Annotated in this window: 21 protein-coding genes; 4 read left to right on the top strand and 17 right to left on the bottom strand. The window is 68.2% G+C overall.

Annotated features, from left to right (window positions below; translation table 11 throughout):
• The coding region (locus RA210_RS10100) for a 4Fe-4S dicluster domain-containing protein (RefSeq protein ID WP_201486343.1) at nt 1-368 on the top strand (368 nt) is incomplete at its 5' end.
• Nucleotides 369-409: 41 nt separating this feature from the next.
• On the opposite strand, the gene RA210_RS10095 is transcribed toward RA210_RS10100, so the two are convergent.
• Nucleotides 410-976 (bottom strand): DUF1285 domain-containing protein, encoded by a 567-nt coding sequence (locus tag RA210_RS10095; RefSeq protein WP_136488837.1) that lies wholly within the window; start codon nt 974-976, stop codon nt 410-412.
• Between the two features lie 99 nt (nt 977-1,075).
• Between RA210_RS10095 and RA210_RS10090 the strand changes: the two genes are divergently transcribed.
• The gene (locus RA210_RS10090; protein ID WP_136488838.1) at nt 1,076-2,203 is read left to right on the top strand and encodes an aminotransferase class V-fold PLP-dependent enzyme; all 1,128 of its coding nucleotides are present in this window, start codon (nt 1,076-1,078) and stop codon (nt 2,201-2,203) included.
• Between the two features lie 280 nt (nt 2,204-2,483).
• On the opposite strand, the gene RA210_RS10085 is transcribed toward RA210_RS10090, so the two are convergent.
• From RA210_RS10085 to RA210_RS10025, 13 genes are all read right to left on the bottom strand, one after another.
• On the bottom strand, nt 2,484-3,266 hold the full coding sequence (locus RA210_RS10085) for a TatD family hydrolase (protein WP_201486342.1): 783 nt from the start codon (nt 3,264-3,266) through the stop codon (nt 2,484-2,486).
• Nucleotides 3,267-3,268: 2 nt separating this feature from the next.
• Nucleotides 3,269-3,622: a PilZ domain-containing protein gene (locus RA210_RS10080; RefSeq protein WP_136488840.1), complete on the bottom strand. Its 354-nt coding sequence runs from the start codon at nt 3,620-3,622 to the stop codon at nt 3,269-3,271.
• Between the two features lie 33 nt (nt 3,623-3,655).
• Nucleotides 3,656-4,639: a DNA polymerase III subunit delta' gene (locus RA210_RS10075; RefSeq protein ID WP_136488841.1), complete on the bottom strand. Its 984-nt coding sequence runs from the start codon at nt 4,637-4,639 to the stop codon at nt 3,656-3,658.
• Nucleotides 4,632-5,264, bottom strand: coding sequence for a dTMP kinase (gene tmk / locus RA210_RS10070; RefSeq protein WP_136488842.1), 633 nt, complete (start codon nt 5,262-5,264; stop codon nt 4,632-4,634). The genes RA210_RS10075 and tmk overlap by 8 nt, the downstream gene beginning before the upstream one ends.
• Nucleotides 5,261-6,319 (bottom strand): endolytic transglycosylase MltG, encoded by a 1,059-nt coding sequence (gene mltG / locus RA210_RS10065; protein WP_372239865.1) that lies wholly within the window; start codon nt 6,317-6,319, stop codon nt 5,261-5,263. The genes tmk and mltG overlap by 4 nt, the downstream gene beginning before the upstream one ends.
• On the bottom strand, nt 6,319-7,152 hold the full coding sequence (gene pabC / locus RA210_RS10060; protein ID WP_201486341.1) for an aminodeoxychorismate lyase: 834 nt from the start codon (nt 7,150-7,152) through the stop codon (nt 6,319-6,321). Before pabC ends, mltG begins: the two co-directional genes overlap by 1 nt.
• Nucleotides 7,152-8,396: a beta-ketoacyl-ACP synthase II gene (gene fabF / locus RA210_RS10055; protein ID WP_201486340.1), complete on the bottom strand. Its 1,245-nt coding sequence runs from the start codon at nt 8,394-8,396 to the stop codon at nt 7,152-7,154. The genes pabC and fabF overlap by 1 nt, the downstream gene beginning before the upstream one ends.
• Before the next feature lie 134 nt (nt 8,397-8,530).
• A complete protein-coding gene (gene acpP / locus RA210_RS10050; protein WP_090348699.1) occupies nt 8,531-8,770 on the bottom strand; it encodes an acyl carrier protein in 240 nt (79 codons plus the stop codon).
• A gap of 205 nt (nt 8,771-8,975) precedes the next feature.
• A complete protein-coding gene (fabG, locus tag RA210_RS10045) occupies nt 8,976-9,716 on the bottom strand; it encodes a 3-oxoacyl-ACP reductase FabG (RefSeq protein ID WP_201486339.1) in 741 nt (246 codons plus the stop codon).
• 19 nt (nt 9,717-9,735) lie between these two features.
• Nucleotides 9,736-10,674, bottom strand: a complete 939-nt coding sequence (fabD, locus tag RA210_RS10040) for an ACP S-malonyltransferase (RefSeq protein ID WP_201486338.1) — start codon at nt 10,672-10,674, stop codon at nt 9,736-9,738.
• A 109-nt stretch (nt 10,675-10,783) separates the two neighbouring features.
• A complete protein-coding gene (plsX, locus tag RA210_RS10035) occupies nt 10,784-11,794 on the bottom strand; it encodes a phosphate acyltransferase PlsX (protein ID WP_136488848.1) in 1,011 nt (336 codons plus the stop codon).
• 2 nt (nt 11,795-11,796) lie between these two features.
• Nucleotides 11,797-11,979 carry a 50S ribosomal protein L32 gene (gene rpmF / locus RA210_RS10030; RefSeq protein ID WP_136488849.1) on the bottom strand — a complete coding sequence of 61 codons (183 nt, stop codon included), beginning with the start codon at nt 11,977-11,979 and terminating at the stop codon, nt 11,797-11,799.
• Between the two features lie 12 nt (nt 11,980-11,991).
• Nucleotides 11,992-12,522 (bottom strand): YceD family protein, encoded by a 531-nt coding sequence (locus tag RA210_RS10025; RefSeq protein ID WP_201486337.1) that lies wholly within the window; start codon nt 12,520-12,522, stop codon nt 11,992-11,994.
• A gap of 107 nt (nt 12,523-12,629) precedes the next feature.
• Here RA210_RS10025 and RA210_RS10020 point away from each other — a divergent pair, with 107 nt between their 5' ends.
• Entirely contained in the window at nt 12,630-13,211 is a 582-nt protein-coding gene (locus tag RA210_RS10020) for a Maf family protein (RefSeq protein WP_201486336.1), read from the top strand.
• An 18-nt stretch (nt 13,212-13,229) separates the two neighbouring features.
• Here the strand turns inward: RA210_RS10020 and RA210_RS10015 are convergent, their stop codons facing one another.
• From RA210_RS10015 to rluC, 3 genes are read right to left on the bottom strand one after another with little or no spacing between them, the layout of a single operon-like run.
• Complete coding sequence (locus RA210_RS10015; RefSeq protein ID WP_201486335.1) at nt 13,230-14,207, bottom strand: S49 family peptidase; 978 nt, start codon at nt 14,205-14,207, stop codon at nt 13,230-13,232.
• Nucleotides 14,194-14,892, bottom strand: coding sequence for an HAD-IA family hydrolase (locus tag RA210_RS10010; protein WP_136488853.1), 699 nt, complete (start codon nt 14,890-14,892; stop codon nt 14,194-14,196). Before RA210_RS10010 ends, RA210_RS10015 begins: the two co-directional genes overlap by 14 nt.
• A complete protein-coding gene (gene rluC, locus RA210_RS10005) occupies nt 14,885-15,838 on the bottom strand; it encodes a 23S rRNA pseudouridine(955/2504/2580) synthase RluC (RefSeq protein ID WP_201486334.1) in 954 nt (317 codons plus the stop codon). Before rluC ends, RA210_RS10010 begins: the two co-directional genes overlap by 8 nt.
• A gap of 551 nt (nt 15,839-16,389) precedes the next feature.
• Here rluC and rne point away from each other — a divergent pair.
• Nucleotides 16,390-19,530: a ribonuclease E gene (rne, locus tag RA210_RS10000; RefSeq protein ID WP_201486333.1), complete on the top strand. Its 3,141-nt coding sequence runs from the start codon at nt 16,390-16,392 to the stop codon at nt 19,528-19,530.
• Nucleotides 19,531-19,534 lie beyond the last annotated feature (4 nt).

Genomic DNA, 19,534 nt, shown 5'->3' with positions numbered 1-19,534 from the left:
GCCTGAAGCCCGCCGCCCAGTCGACCAAGATCGACTACCCCAAGCCGGACGGCAAGCTGAGCTTCGACAAGCTGTCCTCGGTGTTCCTCTCCAACACCAACCACGAGGAAGACCAGCCCTGCCACCTGAAGCTGGCCGATGCCTCGATCCCGCTGGCGAAGAACCTGCCGCTCTTTGATGAGCCGGCGCAGCGCTACTGCCCGGCCGGGGTGTACGAGATCGTCACCCAGGAAAGCGGCGAGAAGAAGTTCCAGATCAACGCGCAGAACTGCGTGCACTGCAAGACCTGCGACATCAAGGATCCGGCGCAGAACATCACCTGGGTGGCCCCGGAAGGCACCGGCGGGCCGAACTACCCCAACATGTAAGCGCTCACAGAAAAGGCCCTGCGGGGCCTTTTTTGTTGTCCTTATTCGGGCTGCGGCGCGATGGGGAACAGCACGCCGTCGCTCCATACCCCCAGCCAGGCCTCGCCGTTGCGTTCGCAGGGTACCGCCAGCTCCACCAGGCGATAGAACACGTTGCGGTGGATCAGCGCCTCGAGGTTGGCGCGCACGTGCACGTAGGGCGACGGCTCGCCACTTTCCACATCGAGGACGAAGCGCAGCGGATGCTCGGCGCCGGCCGCCACCTCGTCGTCGACGTTGGTGCGAAAGCGCAGGCGCTGCGCCTCACCCTCGCCTTCCACGTCCATCGCCACCGCCACGAAAGGCGCATCGTCGACGCGGATGCCGACCTTCTCCACCGGGGTCACCAGGAAGTAGTCTTCGCCGTCGCGGCGCAGGATGGTGGAGAACAGCCGCACCATCGCCGGCCGGCCGATCGGCGTGCCCAGGTAATGCCAGCTGCCGTCGCGGGCGATGCGCATGTCGATGTCGCCGCAGAACGGCGGATTCCACAGATGCACCGGCGGCAGCCCGCCCTTGCTCGCCGGGATCTGCTGCAGCAGATCCCCCGCCTTGCTTCCCTCCGTCATCGCCATCTCCCCGTGCCTGCTGATGAACCGCCGGGACGACCTGCCGCCCGGACCGCCATGTATCATGCCGCAAACCGCCCATCAGCAGGAGCAGCGACGATGAATCCGTGGCACGACGAATTTCCCCAGGAAGCCGGCCTGCGTTACCTCAACCATGCCGCCGTGGCGCCCTGGCCGCACCGGGCCAGCGCCGCGGTATGCGCCTTCGCCGAGCAGAACCTGCGCGTCGGCGCCCGCGACTACCCGCAGTGGCTGCAACTGGAGCAGCGCCTGCGCCAGCGCCTGGCGCGCCTGCTCAACGCGCCGTCGACGGCGGACGTGGCGCTGGTGAAGAACACCTCGGAGGCGCTGTCGTTCGTCGCCTTCGGCCTCGACTGGCGCCCCGGCGACCAGGTGGTGATCAGCGACCAGGAGTTCCCCTCCAACCGCGTGGTCTGGGAGGCGCTGCGCCCGCAGGGCGTCGAGGTGATCGAGGTGGACATCGCCGGCAGCGACCCGGAAGCCGCCCTGATCGAAGCCTGCACCCCGCGCACCCGCCTGCTGGCGATCAGCGCGGTGCAGTACGCCAGCGGCCTGCGCCTGGACATGCCGCGACTCGGCGCCGGCTGCACCGAGCGCGGCGTACTGCTGTGCATCGACGCCATCCAGCAGCTCGGCGCCCAGCCGTTCGATGTGCAGGCCAGCGGCTGCGCCTTCGCCATGGCCGACGGCCACAAGTGGCTGCTCGGCCCGGAGGGGCTCGGGGTGTTCTACTGCCGCCGCGACCTGCGCGAGCAGCTCAGGCTGCACGAGTACGGCTGGCACATGCTCGAGGACGCCGGCAACTACGACAGGCGCGACTGGCAGCCGGCGAAGACCGCGCGGCGCTTCGAGTGCGGCAGCCCGAACATGCTCGGCGCGGTGGCGCTGGAGGCCAGCCTGGCGCTGCTCGAGGAAGTGGGAATGGCGCAGGTGGCGACGCTGATCGAGCAGCGCATCGCCCGCCTGCACGCGGGGATCGCCGCTCTGCCCGGCGCCCGCCTGCTGAGCCCACAGGAGCCCGGGCGGCGCGCCGGCATCCTCACCTTCGCCCTGGCCGGTCGGGACAATGGCGAGCTGTTCGAGGCACTGAAGAAGGAACAGGTGGTGTGTGCCCAGCGCGGCGGCGGCATCCGTCTGTCGCCGCACTTCTACACGACGGAGACGGTGATCGAGGATACCCTGGCCCTGCTGCATCGGCTGGCCTGAACGGCGCAGCGGCTGCCGCATGGAGCCGCAGGGTCATCATCTGGCCAGCCTGATTCGGCGACGCACTCAGCAAGCGGGGAACTATTTCAAATCCGTTTTAAAACTGGGGGATTCCTGCCGGTAAAGTATCGAAGACTGGTCAATACTCACATTACTGATGTGCGGCACCTCCCCCCAAGTGCCCGTCAGGCGGAACGGCGTGGGAACGCCTGTTCCGGTTTCACTCCTAATGGTCTTGACCCGGATTCCCCCAGAACCCGGGTTTTTTTTGTCCGCCGTTTCAGCAGGACCGCGCCAGCGGGAACAGCCGCTCGAAGTTGGCGGTGGTCTGCGCGGCCAGAACCTCGCAGGAAACCCCGCGCAGGGTGGCGAGGAACTCGGCGACGTCGCGCACGTATTCCGGGAGGTTCGGCTTGCCGCGATGGGGAACCGGCGCCAGGTAGGGTGCGTCGGTTTCCACCAGCAGGCGATCGGCCGGCACCTGGCGGGCCACCTCGCGCAGCGCCTCGGCGTTGCGGAAGGTGACGATGCCGGACAGCGAGATGTAGTAGCCCATGTCCAGCGCTGCCCGGGCCATCGCCCAGTCCTCGGTGAAACAGTGCAGTACGCCGGCCTGCGCCAGGTCGGCCTCGCGCAGCATGGCCAGAGTGTCGGCGCGCGCCTCGCGGGTATGCACAATCACCGGCTTGCCGGTCTGCCGCGCCGCCTCCAGGTGCAGGGCGAAACCCTCGCGCTGCAGCGCCGCAGCCTCCGGCTGGTAGTGGTAGTCGAGGCCGGTCTCGCCGATGGCCACCACTCGCGGATGGGCCAGCTCGTGCAGCAGCCAGTCCAGCGCCGGCTGGCTGCCGGGCTCGAGATCCAGCGGATGCACGCCGATCGAGCAGTACACGTCCGGGTAGGTTTCCGCCAGCTGGCGCACGGCGCTGGCGTTGTCGGCGCTGACGCCGATGCACAGGAAGCGGCCGACGCCACGCGAACGGGCGGCCGCCAGCGCGGCGTCGAGCGAGCCGCCGTGGGCCTTGAGGTCCAGGCGGTCGAGATGACAGTGGGAGTCTACGAGCATGGTCACATGGTCAGGGTCGGGCGCTCGGACTTGAGCGCACCAGCGAGGTAGGTTTCGATCTTGTTGCGGGTGCTGCGGTCGCCGTCGTTGAACTGCACACCGATGCCGGCGGTGCGGTTGCCCTGGGCCCCCTTGGGAGTGATCCAGACCACCTTGCCGGCGACCGGGATCTTCTCCGGCTCGTCCATCAGGGTCAGCAGCACGAACACCTCGTCGCCCAGGCGATAGGTCTTGCTGGTGGAGATGAACAGGCCGCCGTTGCGCACGAAGGGCATGTAGGCCGCGTACAGCTGGGCCTTGTCCTTGAGAGTCAGGGTGAGGATGGCGTTGCGACCGCCGAGGGGTGGCATGCTCATGGGCAGGCTCCGTGGCCGATGCGGACTGCGATTCTAGCCTGCCGACGGCAGGCTTGCCCACCGTACCAGCAGGGCTTCGAGAAGCAGTGCGCGATTGAGATTGGCCTTGCCGAGCACCTTCTGCCGCTCGGCGAGCAGCCAGTCCTGCAGCGCCAGCACGGCGTTCGGCGGCGTGCGCCCGGCCAGCCAGCGCACCACCTTGTCCATCGGCTCCTCGGCCTCGCCCTCGGCGCCGGCCAGCTGGCAGCGCAGCACCTGCAGCAGCCAGGCGCAGAACCAGTCGAGCAGCAGCGCCAGCGGAATGTGCTTCCACGCCTCGGCCAGCTCGGAAGGCGCGGCCTGCTGCTTGAGCAGCTTCCTGATGCCCTCCTCGACCAGCGCACGCTGATCCAGCACCCCATCGCGGTGCAGCTGCAGGGCACGCAGTGGCGAACCGGTCGCCAGCGCGAGCAGGCGCCGATGCAGCGCCGGCTCCAGCTCCGGCAGCTGCGCAGCCAGCCAGGCACCGGCCAGCACCGGCGTCGGCAACGGGCAGGCCTGCTGCAGACAGCGGCTCCGGATGGTCGGCAGCAGGCGACTGGGCTGGTGGCTGACCAGCAGCAGCACGGTGTCGCCGGAGGGCTCCTCCAGGCTTTTCAGCAGGGCGTTGGCGGCGTTGAGGTTCATCGCCTCGGCCGGCTCGAGCAGGACCAGCTTGCGCCCGCCGAGCTGGGCCGTCTGGGCGACGAAATCCACCAGCTCGCGCACCTGGTCGACCTTGATCGGCTTGTCCGGCTCCTCCGGCTGCAGGTCGAAGAAGTCCGGATGGGTGCCGGCGCGCAGCAGCAGGCAGGCCTTGCAGCCACCGCAGGCGCCCTCCGCTGTCGGCGCCGCACACAGCAGCAGCGCCGCCAGGCGCTCGGCCAGGGCGCGCTTGCCGATGCCGGCGGGGCCGTGCAGCAGGTAGGCGTGGGCATGCTGCTGGCGGCGCGCCAGCTGCTGCCACAGCGCCTGCTGCCAGGGATAGGCCTCAGCCACGCGCGCGCTCCAGCAGCTCGGGCAGCAGGGCGTCGAGCTGGGCCTGCACCGCAGCGAGCGGCTGCGCGGCATCCAGCAGGCGGTAGCGCGCCGGCGCCAGGCGCGCACGCGCCAGGTAGGTCTGGCGCACCGCCTCGAAGAAGTCCTGCGCCTCCTGCTCGAAACGATCCAGGCGACCACGGGCGGCGGCGCGGGCCAGGCCGACTTCCACCGGCAGGTCGAACACCAGGGTCAGGTCCGGGCGCAGCTCGCCCTGCACGAAGCTCTCCAGCTGGGCGATGCGCTCCAGCGACAGGCCGCGCCCGCCGCCCTGGTAGGCGTAGGTGGCGTCGGTGAAGCGGTCGCACAGCACGACCTTGCCGGCCGCCAGCGCCGGGCGGATGACCCGGGCCAGGTGCTGGGCGCGCGCGGCGAACACCAGCAGCAGCTCGGTGTCGGCCGCCATCGGCTCGTCGCTGGGCGCCAGCAGCAGCTCGCGGATGCGCTCGGCCAAGGGCGTGCCGCCCGGCTCGCGGGTCAGCAGCACATCGCAGCCTTGGCTGCGCAGGCGCTCGGCCAGGTAGTCGCGATTGGTGCTCTTGCCCGCGCCTTCGGGGCCTTCGAGGGTGATGAACAGACCGCTCACTGACTGTTTCCTTGTGGCGTGGCGGCCGGACTGGAACGGTAGTCCTCGCGCCGCTTGAGCTGGAATTCGCGCACCGCCCGGTTGTGCTCGTCGAGCGAGCGCGAGAAGACATGGGTGCCGTCGCCGCGAGCGACGAAGTACAGACTGTCGCCGCCGGCCGGATTGAGCGCGGCGCGGATCGCCTCGCGGCCGACCATGGCGATCGGTGTCGGCGGCAGCCCGGGATTGGTGTAGGTGTTGTAGGGCGTCGCCTCGCGCAGGTGCGCGCGAGTCAGGTTGCCGGCATAGCGCTCGCCGAGACCGTAGATCACCGTCGGATCGGTCTGCAGCAGCATGCCCTGACGCAGTCGACGGACGAACACCCCGGCGATCTCGGGCCGCTCGTGGGCAGCCCCGGTTTCCTTCTCCACCAGGGACGCCATGATCAGCGCCTGGTAGGCATCCTTGTAGGGCAGGCCCTCGGCGCGCTGGCGCCACTCCTCGTCGAGCACCTGATCCAGCCGCTCGTGAGCCTGGCGCAGCAGATCGATGTCGCGCATGCCGCGCACGTAGCGGTAGGTATCGGGAAAGAAACGCCCCTCGGGATGCTGGCCGGCGAAGCCGAGGCGCTGCATCACGGCGGCATCGTCGAGGCCGGCCAGGCTCTGCTCCAGACGCTCCTGGCTCGCCAGCGCCGCGCGCAACTGGCGGAAGCTCCAGCCCTCGACCAGGGTCAGGCTGTAACTGACCACCTCGCCACGCTGCCACTGGGCCAGCAGGTCGCGCGCGGTCTGTCCGGGGGCGAGGCGATACTCGCCACTGTGCAGGCCCTTGCCGTCGAGATTGAAGCGCCAGTACAGGCGCAGCCACAGCGCGCCGTCGAGCACGCCCTCGTCCTCGAGCCTGGCGAGCAGGCCGCCGGGGGTTGCGCCGGCCGGTACCTCGAGCAGGCGCTCCTCGCTCAGCGCCAGCGGCTGCTCGAGGGCCACATGCTGCTGCCAGCCGGCGAAAACCAGCAGCAGGCCTGCCAGCATCAGCCCGCCTTCCAGCAGGTACAGCAGAAAACGTTTCACGATCAGGCATCCACCAGGTCGGACAGCAGACCCTGCAGTTTACGGGTCAGCCCGCCCAGCGGCCAGCCGTGCCCCTCCAAGCCGTGCCCCTCCAGCGCCACCACCGGCCAGATGCCGTACTGGCTGTTGCAGAGGAACACCTCGTCGGCAGCCAGCAGGGCCGGATAGTCGATATCCTCGATGCGCGTGGCGATGCCCGCCTGCGCGGCACGGGAGAGGATCTCCGCACGCATCACGCCGGCCACGCCGCAGCGTGTCAGCGCGGGCGTCAGCAGCTCGCCGTCGCGCACCATGAGCAGGTTGCTGAACACGCCCTCGACCACCCGGCCGCTGGCGTCGCGCATCAGCCCCTCGGCACAGGCCGGGTCCTGCCATTCGGCGCGGGCGAGGACCTGCTCGAGGCGATTGAGGTGCTTGAGCCCCGCCAGCAGCGGCTGCTCGGCCAGGCGGGTGGCACAGGGAAACAGGCGGATGCCCTGTTCGCGGTGGCGCGCCGGATAGGCGGGCGGCGGACCACCGGAGAGGATGCGCCGGCAGCGGGCGTCGGCCGGCGGCGCGTAGCCGCGCAGACCGTCGCCGCGGGTGACGATCAGCTTGGCCACACCACTGCCGAGCTCGCCGGCGAAGGCCAGCAACTCGGCGCGCACCAGCGCCAGGTCCAGCGGCAGAGCGAGGCGCCGGGCGCCCTCGCCGAGGCGCTGCAGATGGCGCTCGAGCAGGAGCAGGCGGCCGCGGCGCACGGCGATGGTCTCGAACAGGCCATCGCCGTAGGCCAGACCGCGGTCGCTCAGCGGCAGGGCGTCCGCCGGGCGACCGTCGATCCAGGTCAGCCCCATCAGCCGGCGAAGCGGCGGAACACCAGGGTGCCGTTGGTGCCGCCGAAGCCGAAGGAGTTGGACACCGCCACGTCGATCGGCATCGCCTGCGCCTGGTGGGCGACGAAGTTGAGGTCGCAGCCCTCGTCCGGCTCGTCGAGGTTGATGGTCGGCGGCGCCACCTGGTCGCGCAGGGCGAGGATGCTGAAGATCGCTTCCACCGCACCGGCGGCGCCCAGCAGGTGGCCGGTCATCGACTTGGTCGAGCTGACCGCCAGGCGGTGGGCGTGCTCGCCGAACACACGCTTGACCGCCGCGCACTCGGCCAGGTCGCCGGCCGGGGTCGAGGTGCCGTGGGCGTTGATGTACTGCACCTGCTCCGGGTTCAGGCCGGCGTCGCGCAGGGCATTCTGCATGCAGCGCGCGGCGCCGTCGCCGGTCTCCGGCGGCGCGGTCATGTGGTAGGCGTCACCGCTCATGCCGAAGCCGACCAGCTCGGCATAGATGCGCGCGCCGCGGGCCTTGGCGTGCTCCAGCTCTTCCAGCACCAGGGCGCCGGCGCCGTCGGCCAGCACGAAGCCGTCACGGCCGCGGTCCCAGGGGCGGCTGGCACGGGTCGGCTCGTCGTTGCGGGTGGACAGGGCCCGGGCTGCGCCGAAGCCGCCGAGGCCCAGGCCGCAGGTGGCCATCTCGGAGCCGCCGGCGATCATCACGTCGGCCTCGCCGTAGGCGATGTTGCGCGCCGCCATGCCGATGCTGTGGGTGCCGGTGGTGCACGCGGTGGTGATCGCGTAGTTGGGACCCTGTGCGCCCAGATGGATCGACAGGAACCCGGAAATCATGTTGATGATCGAGCCCGGCACGAAGAACGGCGAGATGCGCCGCGGCCCCTGCTCGTGCAGCGACCTGGCGTTGTTCTCGATGTTGGTCAGGCCGCCGATGCCCGAGCCCATGGCCACGCCCACGCGCTCGCGGTTGGCGTCGGTGACCTCCAGGCCGGCGTCGCGCACCGCCTGCAGGCTGGCGGCCATGCCGTACTGGATGAAGAGGTCCATCTTGCGAGCTTCCTTGGCCGGCAGGTAGTCCTCGACATTGAAGCCCTTGACCGAACCACCGAAGCGGGTGGCGAAAGCCGAGACATCCATATGCCCGATCGGACCGATGCCACTCTGCCCGGCCAGCACGCCCTGCCAACTGCTGGCCACATCCGGGCCGAGGGGTGACAGCATGCCAAGACCGGTGACCACGACGCGTCTACGCGACACAGCGCTCTCCTCTTGTTGATCCACTACAGCGACGAAGCGTGGCCAGACCAGCGCCACCACTTCCTTTTACCCAAAGAAAAACCGCACGTCTTTTCAGGGACGTGCGGCTTTTTCCGGTCGGAACCGACGATTACTTACTGCTGGCCGTGAGCATTGATGTAATCGATGGCTTCCTGAACGGTGGTGATCTTCTCAGCCTGCTCGTCCGGGATTTCGGTCTCGAATTCTTCCTCGAGAGCCATGACCAGCTCCACGGTGTCCAGGGAATCAGCGCCCAGGTCTTCCACGAAGGAAGCGCTGTTGGTCACTTCTTCTTCTTTAACGCCAAGCTGCTCGGCAACGATTTTCTTGACGCGTTCTTCGATGGTGCTCATATCTCGTTCTCACTCCTATGGAGAGTTCCATGTAGCTGGTGGCGGCTAGTGTATAGAAAGGGTTTTCAGCTTTTCAAGCAAAACCCTTGCCGGCCTGCCGAAGCGCATTTTTTCGCCCGCCAGGAAAACTGCCTTGCAAAACAACCACATGGCGCTTTTTCGGGGATGCCGCCATTGCCGCCGGCACGGGGCCGGCGGCACTTTTTTACATGTACATGCCACCGTTGACCGGGATGGTCGCGCCGGTGACGTAGGCGCCACCCTCGCCGGCGAGGAAGCCTACCACGCTGGCGATCTCCTCCGCCTGCCCCAGACGCCCCAGCGGAATCTGGGTCAGCAGGTTCTGGCGATGCGCTTCCGGCAGGTCGCGGGTCATGTCGGTATCGATGAAGCCCGGCGCAACCGCATTGACGGTGATGTTGCGCGAGCCGACCTCACGAGCCAGGGCGCGGCTGAAGCCTTCCACGCCGGCCTTGGCCGCCGCGTAGTTGGCCTGACCGGCATTGCCCATCGAGCCGACCACCGAACTGATGTTGATGATCCGGCCCCAGCGCGCCTTGGTCATGCCCTTGAGCACGGCCTTGGACAGGCGGTAGATGCTGGTCAGGTTGGTGTTGATGACGTCGCTCCACTCCTCGTCCTTCATCCGCAGCATCAGGTTGTCGCGGGTGATGCCGGCGTTGTTCACCAGGATGGCCGGCTGGCCGAGGTGCTGCTGGATGTGCTCGAGGGTCTGGGCCACCGACTCGTCACTGGCGACGTCGAGGACCAGGCCGGCACCTTCGATGCCAGCCGCCTTGAGGTACTCGGCGATGCGCTCGGCGCCGGCGGCGCTGGTGGCGGTGCCGATGACGATGGCGCCCTGGTGGCCCAGCTCCAGGGCGATGGCCTGGCCGATGCCGCGGGTAGCGCCGGTGACCAGGGCCACCTTACCTTGCAGACTCATGGGGTGTTTCTCCTGATGTTCAGGCCAGGGCCGCACGGGCGGCGGCGAAGGCCTCGGGGGTATCCAGATTGTGGGTGTTGACGCCCTTGGCGCAGCGCTTGTTGAGGCCGGACAGGACCTTGCCCGGGCCGCACTCGACCAGCTCGGTCACACCGCATTCGGCCAGGGTCACGATGCTCTCCACCCAGCGCACCGGGCTGTACAGCTGCTCGAGCAGGTCGCGCTTGAGCGCGGTGAGATCCGCCGGCACCTGAGCACTGGTGTTCTGCACGATGGCGATCTGCGGGGCCTGCCAGTCGATGGCATCCACTGCTGCCGCGAACTTCTCGGCCGCCGGACGCATCAGCGCGCAGTGCGACGGCACGCTCACCGGCAGGGCCATGGCGCGCTTGGCGCCCCGGGCCTTGCACGCCTCGATGGCGCGCTCGACCGCTGCCGCGGCGCCGGCGATCACCACCTGGCCCGGCGCGTTGAAGTTGACCGCACTGACCACCTCGCCCTGCGCCGCCTCGGCACACGCGGCGCGCACGGCGTCGTCGTCCAGGCCGAGAATCGCCGCCATGCCGCCCTGACCGGCCGGCACCGCCTGCTGCATCAGCTGGCCACGCAGCTCGACCAGCTTGACCGCATCGGCGAAGGGCAGGCAGCCTGCAGCCACCAGCGCCGAGTACTCGCCCAGGCTGTGACCGGCGACGAAGGCCGGCTGCGCGCCGCCCTCGGCCTGCCACAGGCGCCACAGGGCGACGGAGGCGGCGAGAATGGCCGGCTGGGTCTTGTCGGTCTGGTTGAGCTGCTCGGCAGGGCCTTCCTGGATCAGCGCCCAGAGGTCGTAGCCCAGGGCTGCCGAGGCTTCGGCGAAGGTCTCGCCGATCACGGCGTGCTGCGCACCCAGCTCGGCGAGCATGCCGACAGTCTGGGAACCCTGACCGGGGAAAACGAAAGCGAGGGAAGAAGACATGGAGCAAGTCCCTTGTGTACTTGTTCGTCAGGAGGACTGCGCCACCCGAGGCAGCGCAGCGGACTGACAGTTGGATGACAGGCGTTGACCTGCGGTCACACCCGGGCAATTAAAGCAGCAGATGCTCGAGGCGCCCATGCAGGCGCTGCGGCAGGTTCTCGTCGACTTCCGCCAGCGCCCGCCGGATGGCGGCGCGGAAACCTTCCGGCCCGGCGCCGCCGTGGCTTTTTACCACAATGCCCTGCAATCCGAGAAAGCTCGCGCCGTTATGCCGCGCCGGACGCAGCTCGCCCTGCAGCTCGCGCAGCAGCGGCAGCGCCAGCAGGCCGGCCAGGCGGGCGAACGGCCCAGCGCGAAAGCGCGCGGCGATACGCGCAGCGATCATCGCCGCAAGCCCCTCGCTGGCCTTGAGCACGACATTGCCGACGAAGCCATCGCAGACCACCACGTCGGCGTCGCCGCGATACAGGCCGTCGCCCTCGACGAAACCGACATAGTTGAGCGCGCGCGCCTGCTGCAGCAGGCTGGCCGCCAGCTTGACCGTCTGACTGCCCTTGATCTCCTCGGTGCCGACATTGAGCAGCGCCACCCGCGGATTCGCCACACCCTGCGCCTCGGCGGCGACCGCCCCCATGACGGCGAACTGGTAGAGGTTCTCCGCACTGCAGTCGACGTTGGCGCCGAGATCCAGCAGCAGGCAGCTGCCGCGCAGGGTGGGAATGGCGCTGACCATCGCCGGCCGGTCGATACCCGGCAGGGTCTTCAGCACATGCCGCGACAGCGCCATCAGCGCACCGGTATTGCCGGCACTGACGCACGCCTGGGCCGCGCCACTGCGCACCAGTTCGAGGGTCTGACGCATCGAGGAGTCGAGCTTGCCACGCAGCACCTGCGCCGGACGTTCGTCCATCGCAATCACTTGGCTGGCGGGATGCACGAGCAGGCGGGAGCGATCGACAGAGGCGTGCTCTGCAATCAACTGCTCTATGAGGGCGGGTTGGCCGACGAGGATCAACCGCAGGGAGGAGTGCTCGGCCAGGCTGGAAATGCAGGCCGGAACAATGCAGTGGGGACCGAAGTCCCCACCCATTGCATCGATCGCGAGGACCGGAGCGACCAAGATTACTCGGTGGCGCCCTTGTCGATCACCTTGCGACCACGGTAGACACCTTCCGGGCTGACGTGGTGGCGCAGGTGAACTTCACCGGTGCTCTTCTCGACGGACAGTGCGTTGGCCTCGAGCGCATCGTGGGAACGACGCATGTCGCGAGCGGAACGAGACTTTTTGTTCTGTTGAACAGCCATTTGAGTTAACTCCTAAACGTTTGGGTCACGTTTCAACTGCGCCAGTACATCGAACGGGTTGGACCGCGAAACCTCGTTGACGCTCGGTTCTGGTGCTGCTGCAAAGCCTGCTGGATGCTGGCATGCATCGGGTTCGTGGGCCGGGACGATGGGGAGCGCGAGCAGCAGCTCGTCCTCGACCAGTTCGATCAGGTCGAGCGGTTCCTCGCCCACTTCCAGCGCGTCGTAGCTTTTCGGCAGGGAGTCCGCCGAAGCACCTTCCCGCAGCACGGCATAGACGAACTCGCTGTGCACCGGAAGTGTCGCCGGCTCCAGACAACGCTGGCACACCATCTGCACCTCGACCTCCAGTTCGCCGCGCATGACGATCAGCCCCTGCTCGTCACGACCGAACTCGAGACGAACATGGACGCTGCCGGCATCGCTGACCAACTGCTCGCACAACCGCGAAAACTGCTTGATCGGCAACTCACCCTCGAGGGTGGTGCCACGATCGGCCAGCTTTCGCGGATCGACGTGAGGTGGAATCGGCCCTTTCAACATAAGCGCGCCATTCTAGGGATACCCCTTTTAACTGTCAAAGAAATTTCCTTGCGTGCAGCAGGCCACCCGGACGCCTAGAATCGCCGACAAATCCCGTGGAGATCGCCATGCTGCCCCTGGTACTCGCATCCAGCTCGCCCTACCGCCGCACCCTGCTCGAGCGCCTGCACCTGCCGTTCGACTGCCAGTCGCCGGACATCGACGAAAGCGCCCTGCCCGGCGAACATCCCGAGCAACTGGTCCGCCGCCTGGCCGAATGCAAGGCCCGCGCCCTGGTCGACCGATACCCCCGACACCTGATCATCGGCTCCGACCAGGTCGCCGCCTTGCCCGACGGCCGCATCCTCGGCAAGCCGCACGACTTCGCCCGCGCCCGCGAGCAGCTGCACGCCGCCAGCGGTAGCAGCGTGACCTTCCATACCGGCCTGTGCCTGCTCAACTCGCAGAACGGACAGGCCCAGGTCGACTGCATTCCATTCACCGTGCACTTCCGCGAGCTGGACGAGGCGCGCATCGAGCGCTATCTGCACCTCGAGCAGCCCTACGACTGCGCCGACAGCTTCAAGTCCGAGAGCCTCGGCATCAGCCTGTTCCGCGAAACCTGCGGCAGCGATGCCACCAGCCTGGTCGGACTGCCACTGATCCGCCTGGTCGACATGCTGCTCGCCGAAGGCGTGCAGATCCCCTAGCAGATCGACCCCGGCCGCTCAGTGCAGCGCCGGGGCACGCCAGCCCATCCACAGCGAGACCTGCTCGGCGACGCCGGCGCCGAGCTTCTTGGCGAAGCGGTCGATCGGCGACTCCTTCTCGGTGAAGTCGACCAGATTCTTCTCGCCGACCACCTCGCGCGCCACGTAGCCGGCACTGCCCAGACCGTCGATCAGCCCCAGCTCGAGAGCCTGCTCGCCGGACCAGACCAGGCCGGAGAACAGCTCCGGATGCTCCCGATCCTTCAGACGCTCGCCACGCCCCTGCTTGACGCTGGCGATGAACTGCTTGTGGGTGGTATCCAGCACCGTACCCCAGAAACGGGTTTCCTCCTCCTTCTGCGGCACGAACGGATCGAGGAAGGTCTTGTGCTCCCCGGAGGTATAGGTGCGCCGCTCCACGCCCAGCTTCTGCATCGCCTCGACGAAGCCGAAGCCCGAGGCGGTCACCCCGATGGAGCCGACCAGACTGGCCTTGTCGGCATAGATGGCATCGGCCGCACTGGCGATGTAGTAGGCGCCGGAGGCACCGAGATCGGTGATCACCGCATACAGCTTGATGTCCGGATGCTCGCCGCGCAGGCGACGGATCTCGTCGTAGATGTAGCCCGACTGCACCGGGCTGCCGCCCGGACTGTTGATGCGCAGGACCACGGCCCGGGTGTTCTTGTCCTTGAAGGCCGCACGCAGGCTGCCGACGATATTGTCGGCACTGGCCCGCTCCTCGTCGGCGATCACCCCACGCACATCGATCAGCGCCGTGTGCGACTTGAGCGCCGCCGCCCTGTCCAGACTCGCCCAGGGCGAGAACAGGAACAGCGCCCCGAACACGTAGAGAAAGCCGAGACTCTTGAAGAAGATGCCCCAGCGCCGTGCCCGGCGCTGCTCGACCACTCCGGCCAGCACCGCCTTCTCCAGCAGCTTCCAGGTCTTTTCGTCACCCGAAGCCGCCACCGCTTTCCATTCATCCGACTGCATGCTCGCCAACCTCCCTTCTCTCGCGATTGCACTCCTGCCCCAGCCACTGCCCGAGGCCGGCAAAACGCTCGATGGCCAGGTGCGGACGATACTCCTGCAGCACCGTCAACGGCTGCGCACCGTATCCCACCGCCACCGCGGTCATGCCGGCATTGTGCGCCATCAGCAGATCGAAGGGCGAATCGCCGACCATCAGCGCCTGCGCCGGCGCCACCCCGCAGTGCGCGAGGATCTCGTGCAGCATGCGCGGATCGGGCTTGCTCGCCGTCTCGTCGGCGCAGCGGGTGATATCGAAGAAGTCCAGCCAGCCATGCCCGGCCAGCACCCGGTCCAGACCGCGCCGGCTCTTGCCGGTGGCCACCGCCAGGCGATAGCCCTGCGCGCGGAACGCCAGCAACGACTCCAGCACGCCGTCGAACAGCGGCGACGGCGTGCTTTCCAGGCACAGATAATGGTCGCTGTAGACCTGACGGAATACGGCGATGTCCGCCTCGCTCTCCAGCGCGGGATACAAGGCACGGATCGCCTCCGGCAGACCGAGACCGATGATGCCGCGAATGGCCACCTCGTCCAGCTGCGGCAGGCCGCAGGCATCGGCCGCTGCGCGCATCGACTCGACGATCCGCGCCACGGAGTCGACCAGCGTACCGTCCCAGTCGAACACCAGCAGCTGGTAGTCAGGCATCCAGGCGCTCCAGGGTCTGCGCCCACACCTCGTCCACCGGCGCCTCCAGCGCCAGCACCTCGCCGTCGGGCAGGGTCACACGCAGCGCATGGGCATGCAGGAACAGGCGCTTGCCGCCCAGCTCGCGGATCTCGCGGGTGAAGTCGTCGTCGCCGTACTTGCTGTCGCCGGCGATCGAATGACCGGCATGCTTGGCGTGCACGCGGATCTGATGCGTGCGCCCGGTGATCGGGCTGGCCTCGACCAGGGTGGCGAAGTCGCCGAAGCGGCGCATCACGCGGAACTCGGTCAGCGCGTCCTTGCCCTCGGGATCGACCTCGACCATCCGCTCGCCCGAGCGCAGGTTGTTCTTCAGCAGCGGCGCGCTGACCTTTTTCTTCGAGGTCGGCCAACTGCCGCGCACCAGCGCCAGATAGCGCTTGTCGACGCCATCGCCGCGCAGCGCCTCGTGCAGGTGGCGCAGCATGCTGCGCTTCTTGGCGATCATCAAAAGCCCCGAGGTATCGCGATCCAGACGATGCACCAGCTCGATGTCCTTGGCCTCCGGGCGCAGCTGGCGGAACGCCTCGATCACCCCGTAGTTCAGCCCGCTGCCGCCGTGCACGGCGATGCCGGCCGGCTTGTTCAGCACGATCAGCGCCTTGTCCTCGTAGACGATGGCCGCCTCGAGGCGCTGCAGCAGCCCCTGGGCCAGCGGCTCGGGCTCGTCGCGCTCGGCCACGCGCAGCGGCGGCACGCGCACCACATCGCCAGCCTGCAGCTTGTACTCGGGCTTGATCCGCCCCTTGTTCACCCGCACCTCGCCCTTGCGCAGGATGCGGTAGATCAGGGTCTTGGGAACACCTTTCAACTGGGCCCGGAGGAAGTTGTCGATGCGTTGTCCGGCGAGTTCCGGCTGCACTTCGAGCAGCTGGACGCCGGTGGAGATTTGCGAGGGAGTTGTCATGCGCGAATCATAGCAATTTTTCCCTGAATTGAAGCATTTAATGATTGCTGCTATATTCCGGCAGCCGTCAAAAGCGGCACTCCGCGCGAACGCAAGGCAGACTGCCTGCCGCCGGACACACAATCACTGGACGCCAGGCCGTCCGACGGGTCGCCCGCGCAAGCATTCATGGCGACTCGGAAAACCAGGCCTTGAGACACATGAGGTGCGAAACGCCCGGCGTTTCGCGCAAATGCTAACCCGCTACGGATTCAGCGAGCGGCACCCCGATTCTCAGGGAATACGTGCAGGGCGGAGATGCACAAACGACGGACTGCGTAGCACTCGACTTTCCAGACGCCTTGATCGTCCGCAGCGTTGTTTGATTCCTCCTCCTGAATGAGTGCTTCTGTACCCACAGTTAGCAGGAGCCGCCAGTCGCGCGCAGGCCCAATCGCCTGCGAGGCTTGACAAGGGCAACGGCCAGACCGTTCCCGGCGCACCTGACACCGACCACGAGAGTCGTGCGTGCCAACCGCCGTTTCCGGCAGCCCGGAAACCATTGGTACTACATGAAAAGAATGCTGATCAACGCAACTCAGCCCGAAGAGTTGCGTGTTGCCCTGGTCGACGGCCAACGCCTGTTCGACCTCGACATCGAGTCGGGCGCTCGCCAGCAGAAGAAGGCCAACATCTACAAGGGCCGCATTACCCGCGTCGAACCCAGCCTCGAGGCCGCCTTCGTCGATTTCGGCGCCGAGCGCCACGGCTTCCTGCCGCTCAAGGAAATCTCCCGCGAATACTTCATCAAGGCCCCCGAGGGTCGCGTCAACATCAAGGACGTGCTCAAGGAAGGCCAGGAAGTCATCGTCCAGGTCGAGAAGGAAGAGCGCGGCAACAAGGGCGCGGCACTGACCACCTTCATCAGCCTGGCCGGCCGCTACCTGGTGCTGATGCCCAACAACCCGCGCGCCGGCGGCATTTCCCGCCGCATCGAGGGCGAGGAGCGCAACGAACTGCGCGAGGCGCTCAACGGCCTCAACGCCCCGGGCGACATGGGCCTGATCGTGCGCACCGCAGGCCTCGGCCGTTCCAGCGAGGAACTGCAGTGGGACCTCGACTACCTGGTGCAGCTGTGGACCGCGATCAAGGAAGCCTCGCAGGGTCGTGCCGCGCCCTTCCTGATCTATCAGGAAAGCAACGTCATCATCCGCGCCATCCGCGACTACCTGCGCCAGGACATCGGCGAAGTGCTGGTCGACAGCATCGAGGCCCAGGAAGAGGCGCTGAACTTCATCCAGCAGGTGATGCCGCAGTACGCCAGCAAGATCAAGCTGTACCAGGACAGCGTGCCGCTGTTCAACCGCTTCCAGATCGAGAGCCAGATCGAGACCGCCTTCCAGCGTGAAGTGAAGCTGCCGTCGGGCGGCTCCATCGTCATCGACCCGACCGAGGCGCTGGTGTCCATCGACATCAACTCGGCGCGCGCCACCAAGGGCAGCGACATCGAGGAAACCGCGCTGCAGACCAACCTGGAAGCGGCCGAGGAAATCGCCCGCCAGCTGCGCCTGCGCGACATCGGCGGCCTGATCGTCATCGACTTCATCGACATGACCCCGGCGAAGAACCAGCGCGCCGTCGAGGACCGCGTGCGCGAATGCCTCGAGGCCGACCGCGCCCGCGTCCAGGTCGGCCGCATCTCGCGCTTCGGCCTGCTGGAGATGTCCCGTCAGCGCCTGCGCCCGTCGCTCGGCGAGACCAGCGGCGTGGTCTGCCCGCGCTGCAACGGCCAGGGCATCATCCGTGACGTCGAGTCGCTGTCGCTGGCCATCCTGCGCCTGATCGAGGAAGAAGCGCTCAAGGACCGCACCGCCGAGGTCCGCGCCCAGGTGCCGATCCCGGTGGCCGCCTTCCTGCTCAACGAGAAGCGCAACGCCATCACCAAGATCGAGCTGCGCACCCGTGCACGCATCGTCATCCTGCCCAACGACCATCTGGAAACCCCGCATTTCGAAGTGCAGCGCCTGCGCGACGACAGCCCGGAAGCGCTGGTCGGCCAGTCCAGCTACGAGATGACCCCGACCGAGGTCGAGGAAGTCCAGCCGGTCGCCGCCACCCGCACCCTGGTGCGCCAGGAGGCAGCGGTGAAGACCGTCACCCACGAGCGTCCGGCACCGCAGGCGGTGGAAGCGCCTGCCGCCCCGGCACCGACCCCGGCACCGCAGGCGGCCCACCCCACTCCCGAGCCGAGCCTGTTCAAGGGCCTGATCCGCTCGCTGGTCGGTCTGTTCGCCGGCAAGGAAGAGCCCAAGCCGGCGGCCGAAGCTCCTGCCCAGCCGAGCGCCGGCGAGCGCCCGGCGCGTAGCGAGGAGCGCCGTGGCGGCCGCCAGCAGAGCCGTCGCCGCGATGGCGAGCGCGCCGAGCGCCAGCCGCGCGAGGAGCGCAAGCCGCGTGAAGAGCGCCAGCCCCGCGAGGAGCGTCAGCCGCGTGAAGAGCGCAAGCCGCGTGAGGAACGCCAGCCCCGCGAGGAACGTCAGCCGCGTGAAGAGCGCCAGCCCCGCGAGGAGCGTCAGCCGCGTGAAGAGCGCCAGCCCCGCGAGGAGCGTCAGCCGCGTGAGGAGCGCCAGCCCCGCGAGGAACGTCAGCCGCGTGAAGAACGCCAGCCCCGCGAGGAGCGTCAGCCGCGCGAAGAACGCCAGCCGCGTGAAGAGCGTCAGCCGCGTGAGGAGCGCAAACCTCGCGAGGAGCGCGAAGAACGCCCGGTAAGCGAGGAGACCGTTGCCCGCGAGGAGACCGGCGTCGTCGAGGCAGAAACCGCGGAAGCCGGTGCTACCCGCCGCGAGGAGCGCAGGGCGCGTGGCGAGCGTCCGCCGCGTCCGGCCCCCGAAGAGGAAAGCGCCGAGCAGGCGGCCGAGGAACTGGAGGGGCTCGAGGAGGAGCCGGGCCAGGACGAGCAGGAAGGTGAAGGCGAACGCCCGCGCCGCCGCTCGCGTGGCCAGCGTCGCCGCAGCAACCGCCGCGAACGCCAGCGTGAAGCCGGCATCGAGGAACTGACCGTCGAGGAAGTCAGCCCGGCTGCTGCCGCAGGCGAAGCCGTCGCACCGACCGTCGCTACCGCCATCGCCGCGGCGGTGGCCGTGGAGGCCGCTGCCGAGGAAGCCGTCAGCGCAACACCCGCCGCGATGGAGGACGACCAGGCCGCCGTAGCGGTCAGCGAACCCCTGCCGGTCGTCGAGACTGCACAGGCCATCGAGACCGTCGCAGCCGCCCAGCCGCAAGAGGCCGCCGCCGAGGCGATCGACAGCGAAGCACCGGCGACCGAAACTCGCGAGGAAGCTGCTGCGGCGGGCGGGCGTGCACCCAACGATCCGCGCGAGCGTCGCCGCCGCCGCGAGGCCGAGCGTCAGGCCCGCGAGGCCGCCGCCACCCAGGAGGCTGCTGCCCCGGCTCAGGTAGAGCCTGCCCCGCAGGCGGCGATCGAGGCCGAACCGGCCGTGACCGCGCCTGAGGCCGCGACCGAAACTCCGGTCGAGGCTCCGCTGGCCACTGGCAGCGAAGCCGGGAATGCTCCTGTCGAGGCCGAGGCCCAGCCGGGCGAAGCGCAGGCCGCCCCGGCAGCCGACGCGGAAGCCGCCCAACCGGCAGCCGAAGCGGTGAGCGTCGAGACCGCTCCGGTCAGCCAGCCCGAGGAGGAGCGCAAGCCCCAGGCCTGACGGC

Source organism: Pseudomonas sp. OF001 (assembly GCF_904426495.1).
Classification (GTDB): Bacteria; Pseudomonadota; Gammaproteobacteria; order Pseudomonadales; family Pseudomonadaceae; genus Geopseudomonas.
The sequence above is the reverse complement of the archived record's forward strand: the minus strand, read 5'-3'. Positions and strand labels throughout refer to the sequence as shown.